The organism is Arthrobacter vasquezii, assembly GCF_029455255.1.
GTDB classification, from domain to species: Bacteria; Actinomycetota; Actinomycetes; order Actinomycetales; family Micrococcaceae; genus Arthrobacter_D; species Arthrobacter_D parietis.
Map to the genome: position 1 here is coordinate 61,879 of NZ_JAROKN010000003.1, position 19,516 is coordinate 81,394.

Annotated in this window: 15 protein-coding genes and 2 tRNA genes; 14 read left to right on the forward strand and 3 right to left on the reverse strand. The window is 62.2% G+C overall.

The window, feature by feature from the left end; genetic code table 11:
- Positions 1-334: 334 nt before the first annotated feature.
- Positions 335-1,930 (reverse strand): multicopper oxidase family protein, encoded by a 1,596-nt coding sequence (locus P4U43_RS02320; protein WP_277357277.1) that lies wholly within the window; start codon positions 1,928-1,930, stop codon positions 335-337.
- A gap of 163 nt (positions 1,931-2,093) precedes the next feature.
- Here P4U43_RS02320 and P4U43_RS02325 point away from each other — a divergent pair, with 163 nt between their 5' ends.
- A complete protein-coding gene (locus P4U43_RS02325) occupies positions 2,094-2,567 on the forward strand; it encodes a ribose-5-phosphate isomerase (protein WP_277357278.1) in 474 nt (157 codons plus the stop codon).
- Complete coding sequence (locus tag P4U43_RS02330) at positions 2,567-3,463, forward strand: Fpg/Nei family DNA glycosylase (RefSeq protein WP_277357279.1); 897 nt, start codon at positions 2,567-2,569, stop codon at positions 3,461-3,463. Before P4U43_RS02325 ends, P4U43_RS02330 begins: the two co-directional genes overlap by 1 nt.
- Positions 3,464-3,504: 41 nt before the next feature.
- Here P4U43_RS02330 and P4U43_RS02335 read toward each other — a convergent pair.
- Positions 3,505-3,578 (reverse strand) — tRNA-Gly (locus tag P4U43_RS02335).
- A 144-nt stretch (positions 3,579-3,722) separates the two neighbouring features.
- Between P4U43_RS02335 and P4U43_RS02340 the strand changes: the two genes are divergently transcribed.
- From P4U43_RS02340 to P4U43_RS02365, 6 genes are all read left to right on the forward strand, one after another.
- Positions 3,723-3,796, forward strand: a tRNA-Pro gene (locus tag P4U43_RS02340).
- 110 nt (positions 3,797-3,906) lie between these two features.
- Entirely contained in the window at positions 3,907-5,334 is a 1,428-nt protein-coding gene (tig, locus tag P4U43_RS02345) for a trigger factor (protein ID WP_277357280.1), read from the forward strand.
- 195 nt (positions 5,335-5,529) lie between these two features.
- Positions 5,530-6,126: an ATP-dependent Clp protease proteolytic subunit gene (locus tag P4U43_RS02350; RefSeq protein WP_056549607.1), complete on the forward strand. Its 597-nt coding sequence runs from the start codon at positions 5,530-5,532 to the stop codon at positions 6,124-6,126.
- A 45-nt stretch (positions 6,127-6,171) separates the two neighbouring features.
- Complete coding sequence (locus P4U43_RS02355) at positions 6,172-6,846, forward strand: ATP-dependent Clp protease proteolytic subunit (RefSeq protein WP_056549360.1); 675 nt, start codon at positions 6,172-6,174, stop codon at positions 6,844-6,846.
- Between the two features lie 186 nt (positions 6,847-7,032).
- Positions 7,033-8,325 (forward strand): ATP-dependent Clp protease ATP-binding subunit ClpX, encoded by a 1,293-nt coding sequence (gene clpX / locus P4U43_RS02360; protein WP_277357281.1) that lies wholly within the window; start codon positions 7,033-7,035, stop codon positions 8,323-8,325.
- An 11-nt stretch (positions 8,326-8,336) separates the two neighbouring features.
- Positions 8,337-8,957 (forward strand): mycothiol-dependent nitroreductase Rv2466c family protein, encoded by a 621-nt coding sequence (locus P4U43_RS02365; RefSeq protein WP_277357282.1) that lies wholly within the window; start codon positions 8,337-8,339, stop codon positions 8,955-8,957.
- A 95-nt stretch (positions 8,958-9,052) separates the two neighbouring features.
- Here P4U43_RS02365 and valS read toward each other — a convergent pair whose 3' ends face one another.
- Positions 9,053-11,689, reverse strand: coding sequence for a valine--tRNA ligase (gene valS, locus P4U43_RS02370; protein ID WP_277357283.1), 2,637 nt, complete (start codon positions 11,687-11,689; stop codon positions 9,053-9,055).
- Between the two features lie 65 nt (positions 11,690-11,754).
- On the opposite strand from valS, the gene P4U43_RS02375 reads away from it, so the two are divergent.
- The 6 genes from P4U43_RS02375 (at position 11,755) to P4U43_RS02400 (ending at position 19,516) form a co-directional block, all read left to right on the forward strand.
- The gene (locus P4U43_RS02375; protein ID WP_056549367.1) at positions 11,755-12,510 is read left to right on the forward strand and encodes an SDR family oxidoreductase; all 756 of its coding nucleotides are present in this window, start codon (positions 11,755-11,757) and stop codon (positions 12,508-12,510) included.
- 340 nt (positions 12,511-12,850) lie between these two features.
- Positions 12,851-16,159: an isoleucine--tRNA ligase gene (gene ileS, locus P4U43_RS02380; protein ID WP_277357284.1), complete on the forward strand. Its 3,309-nt coding sequence runs from the start codon at positions 12,851-12,853 to the stop codon at positions 16,157-16,159.
- Positions 16,156-17,559: a bifunctional folylpolyglutamate synthase/dihydrofolate synthase gene (locus P4U43_RS02385; RefSeq protein ID WP_277357285.1), complete on the forward strand. Its 1,404-nt coding sequence runs from the start codon at positions 16,156-16,158 to the stop codon at positions 17,557-17,559. Before ileS ends, P4U43_RS02385 begins: the two co-directional genes overlap by 4 nt.
- An 11-nt stretch (positions 17,560-17,570) precedes the next feature.
- Positions 17,571-18,029 (forward strand): DUF4233 domain-containing protein, encoded by a 459-nt coding sequence (locus P4U43_RS02390; RefSeq protein WP_277357286.1) that lies wholly within the window; start codon positions 17,571-17,573, stop codon positions 18,027-18,029.
- A gap of 60 nt (positions 18,030-18,089) precedes the next feature.
- Positions 18,090-18,506 (forward strand): nucleoside-diphosphate kinase, encoded by a 417-nt coding sequence (gene ndk, locus P4U43_RS02395; RefSeq protein ID WP_277357287.1) that lies wholly within the window; start codon positions 18,090-18,092, stop codon positions 18,504-18,506.
- 47 nt (positions 18,507-18,553) lie between these two features.
- On the forward strand, positions 18,554-19,516 hold the full coding sequence (locus tag P4U43_RS02400; protein WP_277357288.1) for an aldo/keto reductase: 963 nt from the start codon (positions 18,554-18,556) through the stop codon (positions 19,514-19,516).

Genomic DNA, 19,516 nt, shown 5'->3' on the forward strand with positions numbered 1-19,516 from the left:
CCGCAAGCTATGGCCTCCCCGCGGCTGTCGAGCTGCCCACCGGCAGCGGACACCTGCACCGCCGTCGTCGGCCTGCTCTGCACGCAGACTCAGGGAACGAATACCGGAGACGTTCGCCGTGGCCTCCAAGGAACACGCAGCCGCAGCATTGGCCGGGCGATAGCGGAAGGCGCCCAATCGCCGTCGTGCGCTGTGCCTGATGAAGCCTGGTCCCTCCGGGAGCGTTCCATTGTGCACGCACACCTACCGCAGTCCGTATCCACCCACAGAAAAGTCCAGGCGGCCTTCCCTTTGCCGGGAATGCCGCCTGGACTGAGATGCCGAGGCGGAGGGCTTACTCGCCGTCCCAGAAAGCTGGTGCGGCCTTCATCGGATCGTTGAGGTCCACATCGCCCGGCTTCAGGCCCACGCTGAACTGGGTCATCATGTCGTGGTCCTCGTGCGGCAGATTGTGGCAGTGGATCATGTACTTACCGCGGTGCGGCCCGAACTTCATGAGCAGGCGAACGGTTTCCCCTTCGCCCACATACACAACGTCCTTCGGGCCCATTTCATAGGAGAAAGGTGCACGACCGTTGCGGCTGAGGATCTGAAAGTCGATGAGGTGGATGTGGATCGGATGGAACCACCCGCCGGAACTGTTCTCGAACTCCCAGATCTCGGTGTCTCCTAGGCCTGGATCAGCGCATACCCGGCGATACCCGCTGGCAATGATGTCTGCCCACGAATCTTCCCCGATGACCCAGACGCTGTCATCTCTCTTCACACGGAACTTGCGGACGCGGGTATCGCGGGCTGGGCGCAGATTCATCACTTCGTGTGAAACCAGCGTTTCGGGGATCGTCTTCCAGGTGTGGTCCGCGGTGTCCACCGGCTGGTCCGTGACATCGAAAGCCATGATCCGATCGGTGAAGTCGTAGTCAACGTTGTTCTTGTTCGACAGGTTCCGCAGCTCCACGCGCTGTCCGGGCTGATAGCCCGAGAAGTCCACCAGGATCTCGTAGCGCTCGGCGCCGGCATGGCGCCAGGACTCAACCGCCTGCGTCTTCGGCATCAGTCCGCCGTCAGTGGCCACGACATAAACAGGTTCACCCGTGCTGAGCGTCGGGCGGAAGGAACGTGAAATGGACGCGTTCAGAATGCGGAAGCGGTAAACGCGTCGCTGGACCTTCATTACCGGCCACGGCTTGCCGTTCACGAGGATGACGTCGCCCCACAGTCCCGAGTGGGAGTTGTCGTCATAGGCGAGACCCCCGTCCGCGGCGAACATGGCATCAGAGAGCGTCAGGGGAACATCGAACTCGTTCTGCGGGAGTAGATCGCGCTCCGCAGGATCATGCATGCAGAATTGCGCTGACAGACCGGAGTACGCGTTCTCCGCGGTGGTGTGCACGTTGTGATCGTGGTACCAAAGCGTACGAGCCGACTGGAAGTTCGGATACTCGTAGTTCTTCGCAAATCCGGGAGGCGTCACGTCACTGGCATACCCATCGAACTGGGGGAGCGAGGCTGACCCGTGCAGGTGGGTCGACGTCGAAAGGGTGTGCCCGTGCCGGGGGTGAACCTGCGGCAGCTGGTTGCGGATCTTGAGCACCGCCCGCGTTCCCTGAAGCAGGTCGATAGTGGGACCGGGAAAGATTCCGTTGTAGCCGAGAATCGGCGTGGTCAGCCGCGGAAGTATCTTTGCGAGACCGGCCTTCTGCGTGACGCTGTAATAATGGACCTTCGCACCGTCCGGCGCGCGTCCCACCGCATAGGGCTCCAAAATCGGCGGGACCGTAAGCGGTACGCGGTACGGCAGCGGCATGTCACTGTCCGCCAGCTTGCTGGCGGACTTGGCGCTGACGGAGCTGAACGGAACGGCCAGCGCCCCGGCTCCAATTACCCCAAGTCCCCCCATTGTGAGGACCTGTCGCCGAGATACAGACATCGGTCTTCCTTCCCTTGGATGTATGAAAAGGATGTACTTCGCTACTTGGAGAAAACTAGGACTCCAGGGTTCAGCAGCGATAGCCGGGCTTGCTGCGGCACCGCCGCTCGGCAGGCACTAATCTGGGAGGGAAACCTGCAACCTTCCTGGAACGGACCCCTACATGCGCGTTCATATTGCAACCGACCACGCCGGCATGGAGCTCAGTGCGCACCTCGTTACTCATCTGAGCGCGAAGGGGCACGAGCTGATCGACCACGGTCCCTCCGTCTACGATGCAGAAGACGATTACCCTTCCTTCTGCATAAGAGCGGCGCTGGCAGTGGTTGACGATCAGCTTTCGGGCGTCGAGGCGCTCGGCATCGTGCTCGGCGGTTCAGGCAACGGGGAGCAGATTGCTGCGAACAAGGTCCGTGGGGTACGCGCAGCATTGGCCTGGAACCTGGACACTGCCAGGCTTGCGCGCGAACACAATGACGCGAACGTGGTGGCGCTGGGCGGGCGCCAGCACTCTCTCGAAGAGGCCACCGCCATTGTCGAAGCCTTTCTGGAGGAGCCTTTCAGCGGTGCTGAGCGGCACGTACGGCGCATCAGCAAGATCGCTGCCTACGAGACCACCGGCGAGATTCTTCCGTAGTGCCGGAGGGACATTCCATCCACCGGCTCGCACGCCAGTTCACCTCGGTCTTCGCCGGTGAGGCGCTGAGGGCGAGCAGTCCGCAGGGCCGTTTCGCCGAAGGCGCGGAACGTATCGACGGAGCTGTCCTGACCCGCGCCCGCGCACACGGCAAGCAGTTGTTCCTCGAGTTCGACAATGACCTGGTAATGCGTGTTCACCTCGGTCTGTATGGTGCGTGGAGCTTCGGTGGTGACAGTCGGTTCCGGGGAGCGTCCAGCATCGGCGCACCCCGGCGCGTTGGGGAGAGGGAAACCGCCGACGACGACGCCCCCGCCGTTTATGCCGGCCCACCACTGCCCGTGGGAGCAGTCCGCGTGAGGCTAGTGTCCGCACACGGTTGGGCGGACTTGCGCGGGCCGACAGCCTGCGAAGTCATTACCGGCGCGGAGCGGGATGCAATCATTGCCAGGCTTGGACCGGATCCGTTGGACCCGGACACTCCTCCGGCGGAATTCATTGCACGGGTACAGCGGACCCGCACCGCCGTGGGCCTGTCGCTCATGAATCAAGCCGTGATCGCCGGAGTCGGCAACGTCTACCGCGCCGAGGTGCTCTTCCGGCGTCGTGTGCATCCATGGCTCCCGGGCCCGGCGCTCGGGGATGCTGGCGCGTTGGCACTGTGGGAAGACCTGGTTCTACTGATGAACGAGGGCGTGCGTGCAGGACGCATTATTACGACGACGCCGAACCATCGGTCTTCCGGCGCAGGGAACGGCTCCGCTGTGCCCGCTGAGGAGGCCCACTACGTCTACAAAAGGACCGGGCAGGAATGCCGAATCTGCGGCACGTCGGTGGCGATGGCAGAGATGGGTGCTCGCAAGCTGTACTGGTGTCCATACTGTCAGGCTGCCTGATCCAGATGCGGAAGGGGCCGGAGAGCTGGGTATGGGGGAGGTGGAGGGGATGACGGGAATCGAACCCGCGTAATCAGTTTGGAAGACTGAGGCTTTACCATTAAGCTACATCCCCGTGACAACCTAAGGACTGGATCGCAGTGCAAGCTGTGCGATTTCCGGGTTGGTCTGGAACGCATATAACTACACCATAAGGGCGTCGAATTCTCAAAATGTGCAACCTTGCGGTTTCTTTCGTAGACTTGCCTCTGCACTTCAACGGGGTGTAGCTCAGCTTGGTAGAGCGCCTGCTTTGGGAGCAGGAAGTCGCAGGTTCAACTCCTGTCACCCCGACTCTGTGTTCAACGGTGCAGAAACCTGCACCAAACAGTGCAGACATGATCCTTCGCGGGATACGTATACCCGGTGCAGAACCGATCCCTATCATTCAGGAGAACTAGGCTGTGAAGAGCGCTGTCGAAAACCTCACTCCCACGCGAGTGAAGCTCAACGTGGAGGTCCCTTTCGAGGAACTCAAGCCGAACATCGAAGCTGCCTACAAGACCATCGCCACCCAGGTGCAGGTTCCGGGTTTCCGCAAAGGCAAAGTCCCCAACAAGCTGATTGACCAGCGGGTAGGGCGCGGTTACGTCATCGAGACGGCCATCAACGACGGCCTCAATGGCTTCTACCAAAGTGCCGTCCAGGATATGAAGATCCGCCCGCTGAGCCGGCCCGAGGTGGAAATCACCGAGGTTCCCGACCCCACGGCGCAGGACGGCCAGCTCCTCTTCACGGTTGAGCTCGATATCCGCCCCGAGATTGAACTTCCGGAGTACTCCGGGCTCGAAGTCACCGTTGAGGCTGCGAAAGCTTCTGATGAAGACGTCGTGAAGTCACTTGACGAGCTGCGCGGACGCTTCGGCACCCTCAAGGATGTGGACCGCCCCGCTACCGACGGTGACTTCCTGACCCTTGATCTGACTGCCAAGATCGACGGCGAGGAAGTGGACTCCGCTGTCGACATCTCTTACCAGGTGGGATCCGGCACCATGCTGGAAGGCATGGATGAAGCCGTGACCGGCCTGAGTGCTGACGAGTCGTCGACCTTCGAGACCACGCTCGCCGGCGGCGAGCACACCGGTAAGGCTGCCGAGGTTACGGTTTCGGTGAAGGCCGTGAAAGAGCGCGAGCTCCCTGACGCCAACGATGATTTCGCTCAGCTCGCCAGCGAGTTCGACACCATTGATGAGCTGCGTGCTGATCTGGCGAAGCGCTCTTCAGAAGACAAGCTCGTTGAGCAGGGCGTGGAAGCGCGCGACAAGGTGCTTGAGAAACTGCTGGAACTCGTCGAGGTTCCGGTGCCTGAATCCGTCATCGAAGAGCAGCTTGAGCAGCACTTCAATTCGGAGAGCAGCCACTCGGCCGGCGCGGACCACGACACCGAGGAACACCGCGCAGAGGTTCGCGGGAACACCGAGCAGGCATTCCGCAATGAGATTGTCCTGGATGCGGTCGCCGAGAAGGAAGAAATCGGTGTCAGCCAGAACGAGCTGATCGACTACATCGTTACGTCGGCAAGCCAGTACGGCATGGAACCAAACCAGTTCGCGCAGATGCTTGACCAGAGCGGACAGGTACCGATGATCGTCGGTGAAGTCCGCCGTCGCAAGGCCCTGGCCAAGGTTCTGGAGCTTGCAGTGGTTACCGATACCAACGGCGAAACTGTCGACCTTTCGGACTTCGTTCGCCCGGCCGGAGATGTTGAGCAGGCGGAGAGCGAGACAGCGGCTGAGGAGGCCTCCGAGGAGGCAGTCGAGGCGTCGGCTGTCGAGTCCGATGCTCCCGCTTCAGACACTGATGAAGCGGATGCGGAGTCCACGAAGGCTTAGCTCGACCTAGCGGAAACAGATGCCGTCAGCGCCCTGCTGGCGGCATCTGCCGTTAAGCCTCCCGCTTCCTAACGCCGTCAGCGAACAGCTCACGGCACGGGAGCAAAACAGTACGCAAACAGGTTAGTGTCCAGTGAGAGAAAAACCTGAGTGAGAGGTCAATCAGCAATGGCATCCGAATCCACCACACCGACCATGGCAACCGTTGATCCTGCCAGCCGTGACGACTACATCTACAACCGGCTTCTGAAGGAGCGGATCATCTGGCTCGGATCTGAAGTGCGGGACGAAAACGCTAACGCCATCTGCTCGCAGTTGCTCCTGCTGTCGGCGGAAGATCCTGAGAAGGACATTTTCCTCTACATCAACTCACCCGGCGGATCAGTGACTGCGGGCATGGCCATCTATGACACCATGCAGTTCATCCCGAACGACGTCGTCACAGTGGCTACGGGCCTTGCAGCTTCGATGGGTCAGTTCCTGCTGTCCTCCGGCACCAAGGGCAAGCGTTACGCCACCCCGCACGCCCGCATCCTGATGCACCAGCCGTCCGGCGGGATCGGAGGCACCGCTTCTGACATCAAGATTCAGGCAGAGCTGATCCTGCACATGAAGCGCGTTATGGCCGAACTCACCGCCGAGCAGACCGGACAGTCGGTGGAGACCATCCTCAAGGACAATGACCGGGACAAGTGGTTCACGGCGCAGGATGCCCTGGAATACGGGTTCTTTGACCATATTTCGGCGCATGCCGGATCCGTCTCCGGCGGCGGCGGAACCCAGCGCGACTGACCCGCATCACGCCCACTCCCATAGACCTGCCACACAGGAGGCACCATGAACCACGATTTCCAGGCCGCAGCCGGCGGCCGGGCTCCCCAGCTGCCGACAAGCCGTTATGTCCTTCCGCAGTTCGAAGAGCGCACGCCCTACGGTTTCAAGCGCCAGGACCCCTACACGAAGTTGTTCGAGGACAGGATCATCTTCCTTGGCGTTCAGGTGGATGACGCTTCCGCGGATGATGTGATGGCGCAGCTGCTCGTTCTTGAGTCCACTGACCCCGAGCGCGACATCACGCTGTACATCAACTCTCCCGGTGGATCGTTCACGGCGATGACCGCCATCTACGACACCATGCAGTTCATTCGTCCCGAGATCCAGACCGTCTGCCTCGGTCAGGCTGCCAGCGCGGCAGCCGTGCTGTTGGCCGCTGGTGCCCCCGGCAAGCGCCTTGCGCTTCCCAACGCCCGTGTGCTGATCCACCAGCCGGCACTCGGCGGCGGCCAGGGCGGCCAGGCTTCGGACCTCGAGATCCAGGCCAACGAGGTCATGCGTATGCGGGCCTGGCTTGAGGACACCCTCGCGCTGCACAGCGGAAAGACCTCCGAGCAGGTCAACATTGACATCGAGCGGGACAAGATTCTGACCGCCGAAGATGCAAAGGCCTACGGTCTCGTGGATGAGGTACTCACCTCACGCAAAATCACACCGCCGAAGATCAACAAGCCGTAGCTGGTGACAGTGGCGCCCGTGGTCCCTCCAAATGGGGAAAGACCACGGGCGCTATATTGCTGATTCGGGGCACCAAGTGGCCTAGAGTGGAACCTAGTCGACGCATGGAGACCGTCCCATTGCAGCAGTTGGCAGCGGCCAAAGATCTAGACGGAACACTCCAGGACCACGTTAGGGGACTGACACATGGCTCGCATTGGTGAGAGCACCGATCTACTCAAGTGCTCTTTCTGTGGCAAAAGCCAGAAGCAGGTCCGGAAGCTCATTGCGGGCCCGGGCGTATATATCTGCGACGAATGCATAGAACTGTGCAATGAAATCATCGAGGAAGAGCTTTCCGAAGTTGCTGACCTCGGTACATTCGAGTTGCCGAAGCCCCGTGAAATCTTCGACTTCCTGCAGGAATACGTCATCGGACAGGAGCCGGCCAAGCGATCGCTGGCTGTGGCTGTCTACAACCACTACAAGCGGATCCAGTCGGGCCACACGCCCCGCGCCTCGGCTAACCTGTCGGATGCGTCTCCGGCTGAAGATGTCGAGATCGCAAAGTCGAACATCCTGCTGATCGGACCCACGGGCTGCGGCAAGACGTACCTCGCGCAGACCCTCGCAAGGCGGCTGAACGTGCCGTTTGCAGTTGCTGACGCCACTGCACTGACCGAGGCCGGCTACGTAGGTGAAGACGTAGAGAACATCCTGCTAAAGCTCATCCAGGCAGCTGACTATGACGTCAAGAAGGCTGAGCAAGGCATTATCTACATCGATGAAATCGACAAGATTTCGCGTAAGAGTGAGAATCCGTCAATCACCCGGGATGTCTCGGGTGAGGGTGTCCAGCAGGCGCTGCTGAAAATCCTGGAGGGAACGGTGGCATCCGTGCCGCCGCAGGGCGGACGCAAACACCCACACCAGGAGTTCATCCAGATCGACACCACCAACGTGCTCTTCATCGTTGCAGGTGCTTTCGCAGGGCTGGAGGAGATTATTGGTTCGCGGGCAGGGCGGAAGGGCATCGGCTTCGGCGCACCGCTCAGTTCGCTCACGAACGAGGAAGTCAGCTACGGCGATGTCATGCCGGAGGACCTCCTCAAGTTTGGTCTGATTCCGGAGTTCATTGGACGCCTGCCAGTGATCACCACCGTCACGCACCTTGACCGGCCGGCCCTGATGCAGATTCTGACGGAGCCCAAGAATGCGCTGATCAAGCAGTATCAAAAGATGTTCGCCCTGGACGGTGTGGAGCTGGTCTTCGAACCACAGGCACTGGAAGCAATCGCCGACCAGGCTCTCGAGCGCGGAACCGGCGCCAGGGGACTGCGCGCCATCATGGAAGAGGTCCTCCTTCCTGTGATGTTTGACCTCCCAAGCCGGGAAGACATCGCAACCGTGGTCATCAGCGGAGCAGTTGTCGACAAATCGGCCGAGCCCACACTGATCTCCCATGACGTAGTGGCCAAGCGCCGTAACAAGTCCGCCTAGGAGTTTTGTTCATGATTACTGCCAACCAGACCGCAAAAAAGGCCGACTTCTGGTTTGATCCGGTGTGCCCGTTCGCCTGGATTACCTCCCGCTGGATGGGAGAGGTCGAAAAGGTTCGCGAGGTCTCAGTTGACTGGCATGTGATGAGCCTGTCTGTCCTCAACGAAGGCCGGGACCTTCCTGAGGATTACGAGGAGCTAATGAATCGTGCCTGGGCTCCGGTGCGGGTGATCATCGCCGCCTCCGAGCTACACGGGCGGGAGAACATCAAGAAGCTCTATGACGCCATGGGCACCCGCATCCATAATGGCGGCGCCTCCGATTACGAAGCAGTGATCCGTGAGGCACTTGAAGAGACCGGTCTTCCCGCTTCTCTGTCCGAGTACGCCACCAGCGATGACTTTGACACCCAGTTGCGGGAATCGCACCAGGAGGGCATCGATAGGGTCGGCGACGAGGTTGGAACCCCAGTCGTTGCATTCGACGGAACGGCTTTCTTCGGTCCGGTTCTTACACGCATTCCCCGCGGAGAGGAAGCCGGGCGCATCTTCGACGGCGCGGTCATGATGGCGGAATTCCCCGAGTTCTTCGAGCTGAAGCGATCCCGCACGTCCAGCCCCTCCTTCGACTGAGACAGATCGTGGCTGAGTAGACCGGAATAACGAACGCCAAAGCCCCTCCGCCATTGCCTGGCTGGAGGGGCTTCTGCATGGTGGACCAGGCAGGGTCAGGCCGGGGCCGAGGGTTCCTCCGGCGGCGCCAGTCGGACGTCGCTCACGGAAAGGTCACCGTCGGAAACGCGGAGTTCAAGGCCGCTCGCATTGCCGGCGGCGCTCAGATCGGAAAGCGCTTCCTCAAGCTGCCGGACCTGCGCTTCTGAGCCGCTGATGACCGCCGACAGCACCTGTGTGCGCTGCTTGACCTTTGCTTCCGACTTGGCCTTTCGAAGACCACCCAGCGCAGCGCCCACGGTTGCGAGCATTCCGGTATCGGCGTCAAGAGCCGCGGAGGCCAGCATGCCTGCGGCAGGCCAGGCCGACCGGTGCACGGACCCGCGGCGCCACCAGCTCCACACTTCCTCCGTAGCGAACGGAAGAACCGGGGCAAAGAGGCGAAGCAGCCGGTCAAGGGTTGTTGCCAGGGCCGCGAGCACAGATGCTTTCTCGGAATCTCCCGCGCTACCGTACGCGCGGTCCTTGATAAGCTCGACGTAGTCGTCCGTGAATGACCAGAAGAACGTCTCGGTGAGCTGCAGAGCGCGCGCGTAGTCGTACTTCTCAAAGGCAGCCGTGGCCTGTTCAACCACCTCATCGAGGGAGGCCAGGAGCGAACGGTCAAGCGGATTGGTAACCGCCGCTGCGTCCTGGGAGATGATGTCTGCTTCTGTGGCGCCAAGGTTGAGCACGAACTTGGATGCGTTGAGCAGCTTGATGGCCAACCTTCGGCCAATCTTCATCTGCGCGATTTCGTAGGCGGTGTCCGCACCTAGCTTGGCTGACGCCGCCCAATAGCGGACTGCGTCCGAGCCAAACTGATCAAGTGCATCCGTGGGAACAACGACATTGCCCTTGGACTTGGACATCTTCTTGCGGTCAGGATCAAGAATCCAGCCCGAAATGGCGGCGTGCTTCCACGGCGCGGAGTCGAGCAGCGAGTCAGCGCGAACCACCGAAGAGAACATCCAGGTGCGGATGATGTCGTGTCCCTGCGGGCGTAAATCGAAAGGGTAGACCTTAGCGAACAGGTCCTCGTCCCGTGACCAGCCGCCGATAATCTGTGGCGAGAGCGACGACGTCGCCCAGGTGTCCAGAACGTCGGGGTCTCCCATGAAGCCGCCCGGCTGATCCCGCTGCGCTTCGTCGAACCCCGGCGCCGGCTCTGCAGCCGGGTCAACGGGCAGCATGTCATCGGACGGGATGACCGGGTTCTCGTAGTCAGGTGTTCCGTGCTCATCGAGGGCGTACCAGACCGGGAACGGCACCCCGAAGAACCGCTGGCGGGAGATCAGCCAGTCACCGTTGAGGCCCTCGATCCAGTTCTCATACCTACTGCGCATGAACGATGGGTGGAAGTCGATCTCGCGGCCGCGTGCAATGAGGCGTTCACGACGGTCGGCATCCCTGCCGCCGTTGCGGATGTACCACTGTCGGCTGGTGACTACTTCGAGCGGTTTGTCGCCCTTTTCGAAGAAATTCACGGGGTGGGTGATCTTCTTGGGCTCCCCGTCGAGCAAATCTGCTTCGTTGAGCATCTCCGCTACGGCTTCCTTCGCGGAGAAGACGGTCTTACCGGCGATGCGGGAGTAGTTGTCCCGGCCGGCCGTCGTCGTAATCCAGTCCGGGGTGTCCGCAAGAATCCGGCCGTCGCGGCCAACGATCGCGCGGGTGGGCAGTTCGAGCTCGCGCCACCAGGTGACGTCGGTGAGGTCTCCGAACGTGCAGACCATCGCAATGCCGGCGCCCTTGTCCGGCTTGGCCAGGGGATGCGCCTTGACCTCGACCTCCACGCCGAAGAGGGGTGAGGTGACCGTGGTACCGAAGTAAGGCTGGAAACGCTCATCATCCGGGTGTGCCACCAGGGCGACGCACGCGGCGAGGAGTTCGGGTCGCGTGGTTTCGATGTGGATCCGGGTGCCGTCCGCGGCCTCGAAGGGATAGCGGTAATACGCCCCCGGAACTTCGCGGTCCTCGAGCTCGGCCTGCGCAACGGCGGTCCGGAAGGTCACATCCCAGAGGGTGGGTGCCTCAGCGAGGTACGCGTCACCCTGCTTGAGGTTGGCCAGGAAGGCACGCTGGGAGACGGCGCGGGAGGTTGAATCGATGGTGCGGTAGGTCAGGTTCCAGTCCACGGACAGGCCGAGGGACAGGAAGAGGTTCTCGAAAACCTTCTCATCCTCCACGGCGAGTTCCTCGCAAAGCTCGATGAAGTTGCGGCGGGAGACTACGTCGAAATCCCGCTGGTTCTTCGCGGCCTGAGCCGGCGGACGGTAGTCGGGGCTGTATGGCACGGAGGGATCGCAGCGGACCCCGTAGTAGTTCTGCACGCGCCGCTCGGTGGGCAGGCCGTTGTCATCCCAGCCCATCGGGTAGAAGACGTTCTTGCCCGTCATGCGCTGATAGCGCGCCATGACGTCGGTCTGCGTGTAGGAGAACACGTGGCCCACATGCAGGGATCCGGATGCCGTGGGAGGCGGGGTGTCGATGGAGTAGACGTTCTCACGCGACGTCTCAGGATTGAAGGTGTAGGTTCCCTCGGTGCGCCAGCGCGTGTTCAGCGCGGCTTCCAGGCCCTCGAGCGCGGGCTTGTCGGGAACGTTGATGGGCGCCGGTGTGGGCGTGTCTGTACCCTCGTTGATGTTTGCCATGCATCGATTGTTTCATGCTGGCCGGATACACCGACTTCTGGGCCTCCATGGGCTAGTTTGGGTCAATGACTTCCAGAAAGAACAGGGCCGCAGTTGTCACAGGAGCAAGCTCCGGCATCGGTGAGGCCACCGTGCGCCGGTTGACGGCTGATGGTTGGCGTGTCTGGGCGGTTGCCCGCCGTCAGGATCGCCTGGAACAGCTCGGCGGGGAAACCGGAGCAGTGCCGGTAGCGCTGGATATCACCGACGACGACGGCGTTGCCCGCCTGGTCCGCGACGTTACCGAAGCAGGCGGCATCGACACCCTGATCAATATTGCCGGCGGGGCACGGGGCGCGGACTGGGTGGCGGATGCGCGCACCGAGGACTGGGAGTGGATGTACGGCGCGAACGTTATCGGCAGCATGAAGCTGATTCGTGCGTTCCTGCCGATGCTGCGGACGCATGGGGAGGGCACCGTCGTGAACCTGACGTCAACAGCGGCATTGGTTGCCTATGAGGGCGGCGCCGGCTACAACGCCGCGAAAGCAGCCCAACGGGCCATGACCAGGGCGCTCCGCCTTGAAGAGGTTGAGAACAATGTGCGCGTCGTCGAGGTTCTTCCCGGCATGGTGCAGACCGAGGAGTTTGCCCTGAACCGGCTCGGCGACGAGGAGGCCGCAGAGAAGGTGTACGCCGGTGTTGAAAAGCCGTTGACGGCTGCGGATGTCGCGGACGTTATCGCCTATGCCGTGTCTGTGCCGCATCACGTGAACCTTGACGAGATTGTAGTGCGGCCGTTGGCCCAGGCAGCCGTGCACAAGGTGGTCCGCCGGCGCTGAGCGGCGGGAGGCCGTGCAGGTGGCGGATGGTTCGCCCGATTGAGCGCAGCCGGTTAGAATTGGTGCAACAGCTGTGACCCGGCCATCACCGGTGAGCTTCCGGAAGAACGCCCGCAGATGAAGTTTCGCGTCCCGCGGGTCAGTAGAACCGGACGGGTAAGCCCGTAACAGCAGACATGAAGCGGCTTGCGCTGTTCGGCCCGTATCCGGGCGGAGTAGGGCAGGCAAGCGAGGTGGTACCGCGGATTACTCACCGGGCTTTCACTGCCGGCAGGGGGATTCGTCCTTGCAGAATGGTTGTTACTGCCCGCCGAACGTCGCCAGCTTCAGGACACACCTCATGTCACAGATTTATCCCAAGGCCTCCGCCGCGGACCCGGCTGTCTCCGGCTCTGCCTCGCCCAGATTCCCCGAACTCGAGGAACGCGTCCTGTCCTATTGGGACGGGGACGGCACGTTTCAGGCGTCCATTGACCAGCGCGACGCCGGTGAGAACGGGACCAATGAGTTCGTCTTCTATGATGGACCGCCCTTCGCCAATGGCCTGCCGCATTACGGACACCTTCTGACCGGCTATGCCAAGGACCTCGTGGGTCGCTACCAGACCCAGCGCGGCCGCCGTGTTGAGCGGCGGTTCGGTTGGGACACACACGGGCTTCCCGCTGAGCTGGAGGCCATGAAGCAGCTCGGCATGAGCGACAAGCAGCAGATCGAAGCCATGGGCATCGACAAGTTCAATGACGCCTGCCGCGCTTCGGTGATGAAGTACGCGGGGGAGTGGCGTGACTATGTCACCCGCCAGGCGCGCTGGGTGGACTTCGAGAACGACTACAAGACCCTGAACGTCGAGTACATGGAGTCGGTGCTCTGGGCCTTCAAGACCCTGCACACAAAGGGTCTGACCTACAACGGATACCGTGTGCTGCCGTACTGCTGGAAGGACGAGACTCCGCTGTCCAACCATGAGTTGCGCATGGATGACGACGTCTATCAGGACCGCCAGGACCAGACAGTCACTGTAACGTTCCCGATCACGGCCGGGGAGTCCGCCCTGTCGAAGGAGCTTGCCGGCGTCGAGGCCCTTGCCTGGACCACCACACCCTGGACGCTGCCCACCAATGCGGCCCTCGCGGTCGGGCCGGAGATCCACTACGTCGTCATCCCCGGCGGGTCGACGGAAGCCGGGGACCTGGAGGGACGCCGCTTCCTCATCGCCGAGGAACTGCTGTCCGGGTATGCAAAGGACCTGGGATATTCCTCCGCTGAAGAGGCGCGTGCCGCCGTCGTCGGAACGCACCGCGGCACGGAGCTGGGCGGACTGCAGTATGAGCCGCTCTGGGACTACTTCGTCGATCCTGAACGCGGCGGCTACCGCAAAGCGTTCCGGTTCCTCGTTGCCGACTACGTCACGACGACGGACGGCACCGGTATTGTGCACCAGTCGCCGGCGTACGGCGAAGAGGACCAGAAGATCTGCGAGGACGCTGGAATCCAGGTGATCCTCTCGGTCGACGAGGGCGCGCGCTTCCTGCGCACCTTCGAACAAGGCCCCCTGGCCGACATCGTCGGATTGCAGGTCTTCGACGCGAACAAGGCCATCACCCGCGTGCTGCGTGATAGCGGCAGGCTGGTGCGGCAGGCAAGCTACGTGCACAGCTACCCGCACTGCTGGCGCTGCCGCAACCCGCTCATCTACCGCGCCGTTTCGTCCTGGTTCGTCGAGGTCACGAAGATCAAGGACCGCATGGTCGAGCTGAACCAGCAGATCAACTGGATCCCGGACAACGTCAAGGACGGCCAGTTCGGCAAATGGCTCGAGAACGCCCGGGACTGGTCGATCAGCCGCAACCGCTACTGGGGCAGCCCTATCCCGGTCTGGGTGTCGGATGATCCGAACTACCCACGTACTGATGTCTACGGTTCCCTGGCGGAGATCGAGCGCGACTTCGGGCGCCTGCCGCGCAACGCAGCGGGCGACGTAGACCTGCACCGCCCCTTCATCGATGAGCTGACCCGCCCCAACCCGGATGATCCACGGTCCCCTGAGGAGGGCCAGTCGACTATGCGCCGCGTGGCGGACGTTCTTGACGTATGGTTCGATTCCGGTTCCATGCCGTATGCACAGGTTCATTACCCGATGAAGAACCAGGACTGGTTCGAGTCCCACAACCCTGCCGACTTCATTGTCGAGTACATCGGCCAGACACGCGGTTGGTTCTACACGCTGCACGTCCTGGCCACCGCGCTGTTTGACCGGCCGACGTTCAAGAACGTCATCAGCCACGGCATCGTCCTCGGCTCGGACGGTCAGAAGATGTCCAAGAGCCTGCAGAACTACCCGGACGTGTCCGAGGTTCTGGACCGGGACGGCTCGGATGCCATGCGCTGGTTCCTGATGGCCTCACCCATCCTGCGCGGCGGCAACCTCGTGGTGACCGAGCAGGGCATCCGGGATGGAGTCCGGCAGGTCATCCTGCCGCTGTGGAACGTGTGGCACTTCTTCCGCCTGTACACGAATGCCGCCGCCGGTGGAGCAGGCTATGAGGCCAGAACGGTGACGGCCGAGGCCGCCGAGGCCCTTGCGGACCCGCTGGACCGCTATATCCTCGCCTACACGGGGAACCTGGTGGAGGACATGACGGCCTCCCTTGACGCGTTCAACATCAGCGACGCCTGCGAGTCGCTGCGACGCTACCTGGACACGCTGACCAACTGGTACGTCCGCCGCGGCAGGCAGCGGTTCTTCGACGAGGACACAGCGGCTTTCGACGTGCTCTACACCTGCCTGGAGGCGGTCACCCGCGTTGCGGCTCCGCTGCTGCCGCTGGTCACCGAAGAGATCTGGCGCGGCCTGACCGGCGGGCGCTCGGTGCACCTGACGGACTGGGCGTCGCCGTCGTTGTTCGCTGCAGCGCCGGAACTGGTGGAGCGGATGGAACGCACCCGCCAGATCTGCTCCACGGGATCGAGCCTACGGAAGGCAGCGAACCTTCGCGTGCGCCTGCCGTTGGCCGAGCTGACCGTCGTGGCACCGCAAGCCGGGGAGCTGGAGGGCCAGTACCGGGCAATCATCGCTGATGAGCTGAACATCAAGTCCGTCCGGCTGATCGATTCCGCGGATGTCTCGCCGGAGGAGTTCGGGATCTCGCAGCGGTTGGCTATCAACGCCCGCGCCGCCGGACCGCGTCTGGGCAAGAACGTCCAGAGTGCCATCAAAGCAGCGAAGGCGGGGGACTGGTTGGTGGACGACAACGGTGCCGTCACTGCGGGCGGCCTGGCTCTGGAGCCGAGCGAATACACCCTCGAGACGGTGGTCGACAGGAACGACGACGCCGGCGCAACCACCGCCGTGACGGTGCTGCCCGGCGGGGGCTTCCTTGTGCTCAACACGGAAGTCACGCCCGAACTCGCAGCGGAAGGTACGGCCCGGGACATCATCCGGTCCATCCAGCAGGCGCGCCGGGACGCTGATCTCCATATCAGTGACCGGGTGGTGACCACCGTGGAGGCGGACGCCCAGACCCTGTCCGCACTCGAGGCACACGCCGAGCTGGTCAAGCAGGAAACGTTGACAGACGAACTGGAACTCGTTACTGCGGCCACCTCCGGGACGGATGGAGTATCAGTGAAGGTGGAGAGGCAGGCATGAACGCTGGAATGAACGCTGAGGGCTTTCCAACCGGAAGCGAACGGGGAATCGATCAGTTCTCGGTCGAAAGCGTGTATGCCGAATTGTTGAGCCGTGCGCCGGAAAACAAGATGGAGCCCCGGATGGCTCCCTTGTTCCGTGCGATGGAAATCCTCGGTGAACCTAATCGGGCAGTTCCGATCATCCACATCACCGGGACCAACGGAAAGACCTCTACGGCGCGGATGATCGAGGGCCTGCTGCGGGCGCACGATCTTCGCACGGGCCGCTACACCAGTCCGCATCTGGCCCGGGTAACGGAGCGGATCAGCATCGACGGGGAACCTGTTTCGGACGAGACGTTCGTGCGGGTCTGGGACGAGATCCGGCCATATCTGGAGATGGTAGACGCTGAGCTGGACGCCGCTGGCGACCCGCGGCTGACCTACTTCGAATGCGTCACGATCCTCGCGTTTGCCGTCTTCGCCGACGAGCCGGTGGATGTAGCTGTCATTGAGGTGGGACTTGGCGGCATCACGGACGCCACCAACGTGGGTGACGGCGCGGTCGCCGTCGTCACACCCATCTCCCTCGATCACACCGAGTTGCTCGGTGACACTCCGGGGGACATCGCGCTGGAGAAGGCTGGAATCATCAAGCCGGGCGGATTTCTGGTCAGTGCTGCTCAGCCGGCGGATGCAGCGCAGGTGCTTCTGGAGAAGGCGCGTGATACCGGCGTCGAGTTCCGTTTCGAAGGAGTGGAATTCGGAGTGGAGGACCGGCGCATTGCCGTCGGCGGGCAACAACTCACGGTGGCGGGCATCGCCGGCCGTTATGAGGACCTGCTTCTGCCACTTCACGGGGAACACCAGGCGCAGAACGCCGCGGTCGCCGTTGCGGCGGTAGAAGCGTTTCTCGGCGGCGGGTCACGGCAATTGGATGACGACGTCGTCCGCGATGGATTGAACGCCGTCACCTCACCCGGCCGGCTGGAACTGGTAAGGACCGCCCCCAGCATTCTTGTGGATGCCGCCCACAACGCGGCCGGCGCCCGTGCTGCAGCGAAAGCAATCAACGAAGCGTTCGAATTCACCAAGCTCGTACTCGTTATCGGCGTCCTCAAGGACAAGGATGCAGGAGCGATCCTGAGCGAGCTGCACGAGGAACTCGGCGGAGTGCTCGAGGACGTCTGTCTCACCCAGTCCACCTCGCCGCGGGCCATCCCGGCGGAGGAACTGCGGCGGCTGGCGGTGATTGCCGGCTTTGCGGACAATCGCGTCCATGTTGCCGAGCGGCTGGACGATGCCCTCGAGTGGGCCGTCCTGACTGCCGAGGAGGGCACAGAGCTCGGCGGCGCAGGTGTCCTCGTCACAGGATCAATCACTGTGGTGGGCGAAGCCCGCACGCTGCTGGGGAAGTAAGGGGAACGCAGATGGCTCGCCAGACGAAAGCGCAGCGCGAGTGGCGGCCGGGTATGCCGAAGAAGCGGCGCTCGGTCAAGGTCATGTTCGCGTCAACGGTGCTCCTGCTCGAAGCCTTCGTTGTGCTGTTCGCCACGCTGGTGGTGTTCGGCCTGCGCTCGGACACCATCCCGGTGGGCGTGATCCTCGGCGTCGGGCTTACCCTGAGCTCGGTGCTCATTGTCTCCTGCGCGCTTCTCACGAAGCCGTACGGAATTCTGATCGGGTGGATTCTGCAGGTGCTCATCATAGCCACGGGCATAGCTGAACCGATGATGTTCCTTGTGGGTATCCTGTTCGCGTTGACCTGGCTGTACGGGATCCGCACCGGCGCTCGGCTCGACCGGGAGAACGCCCAGCGGGACCGCGAACAGGCTGAATGGGATCAGGCGAACAAGTCCGAAGGCGACAACGGCCAGCAACCCCTTTAGTAGAGTCAACGATGGAACTCGCCGGGTATCCGGCCAACTGATCTCAATCGGAGGAAGAACATGAGTGCTGAACGAACCCTGATACTGGTCAAGCCCGACGGCGTTGCCCGCGGACTCAGTGGAACCATCCTTGCCCGCGTCGAGGCAAAAGGCTACAAGCTGGTCGATATGAAGTTTGTGCACGCTACCCGGGAGATCCTGGAAGCGCACTATGCCGAACATGTGGGCAAGCCGTTCTATGAACCACTCGTTGAGTTCATGCTGAGCGGCCCGGTGGTCGCAGCCGTCTTCGAGGGAGAACGCGTCATCGAGGGCTTCCGATCGCTCGCAGGAACAACAGAACCGACAACGGCCGCGCCCGGCACCATCCGCGGGGACTATGGTCGGGACTGGGGGCTGAAGGTGCAGCAGAATCTCGTGCACGGCTCTGATTCGGTCGAATCTGCTGAGAAGGAAATTTCTATCTGGTTCGGCTGAACCTGGTGTGGCTGAAGGCCGGCTCACCGAGTTGATAGCCTTGGGCAATGACTGAATATCGCAGACTTGGCACATCAGGACTGAGCGTGTCGGTGATTGGCCTGGGGTGCAACAATCTGGGCCGGCCCGGAACCGCCTCAGAATCGCAGCGCGGTGCCGCTGCCGTCGTCAGTGCCGCTCTGGAAGCCGGAATCACCCTCTTCGATGTCGCGGATTCCTACGGACGCTCTCCCGGTGTCAGTGAGGAACTTCTTGGCCGCGCGCTGGGGAGAAACCGCGATGATGTGGTGGTTGCCACCAAGTTCGGACTGGACCTCAAAGGGGTCAACGGTCCGGACTGGGGAGCGCGCGGTTCACGGCGCTACATTCTGAAGGCCGTCGAATCCTCGCTCAAGAGGCTCAACACCGAGTGGATTGATCTCTACCAATACCATGCACCGGATGCCGCGACCCCGATCGACGAGACGCTCGCAGCGCTGGACCAGCTCGTGCAGAGCGGCAAAGTGCGTTACATCGGGCATTCCAACTTCGCCGGCTGGCAGGTCGCGGAGGCGGAGTATGTGGCTCGCCAGTTGGGTACTGCCCGCTTCATATCCGCGCAGAATCACTACAATTTACTCGAGCGGGCGCTCGAGCTGGAGGTGGTTCCCGCCGCACAGTCCTATGGGCTTGGACTTCTCCCATACTTTCCGCTGGCCAACGGGCTGTTGACCGGCAAATACGCGGCGGGTCACGCGCCGGCGGGGAGCCGGTTGACGCACTCGCGCACTAATCTGCTCGATCAGGCTGACTGGGAGCAGCTCGCAAACTTCAGCGCCTACGCGCGCGCACGCTCCCTTTCAGAGTTGGAAGTTGCGTTCTCCTGGCTGGCCAGCCGTCCCGCCGTAGCCAGCGTCATCGCCGGGGCAACGAAGCCGGAGCAGGTTCGGCAGAACGCAGAAGCGGCCCGGTGGATTCCTTCCGGGGCTGACCTCGAAGAACTCGAGCACATCTTTCCGGCAAGTTCCTAA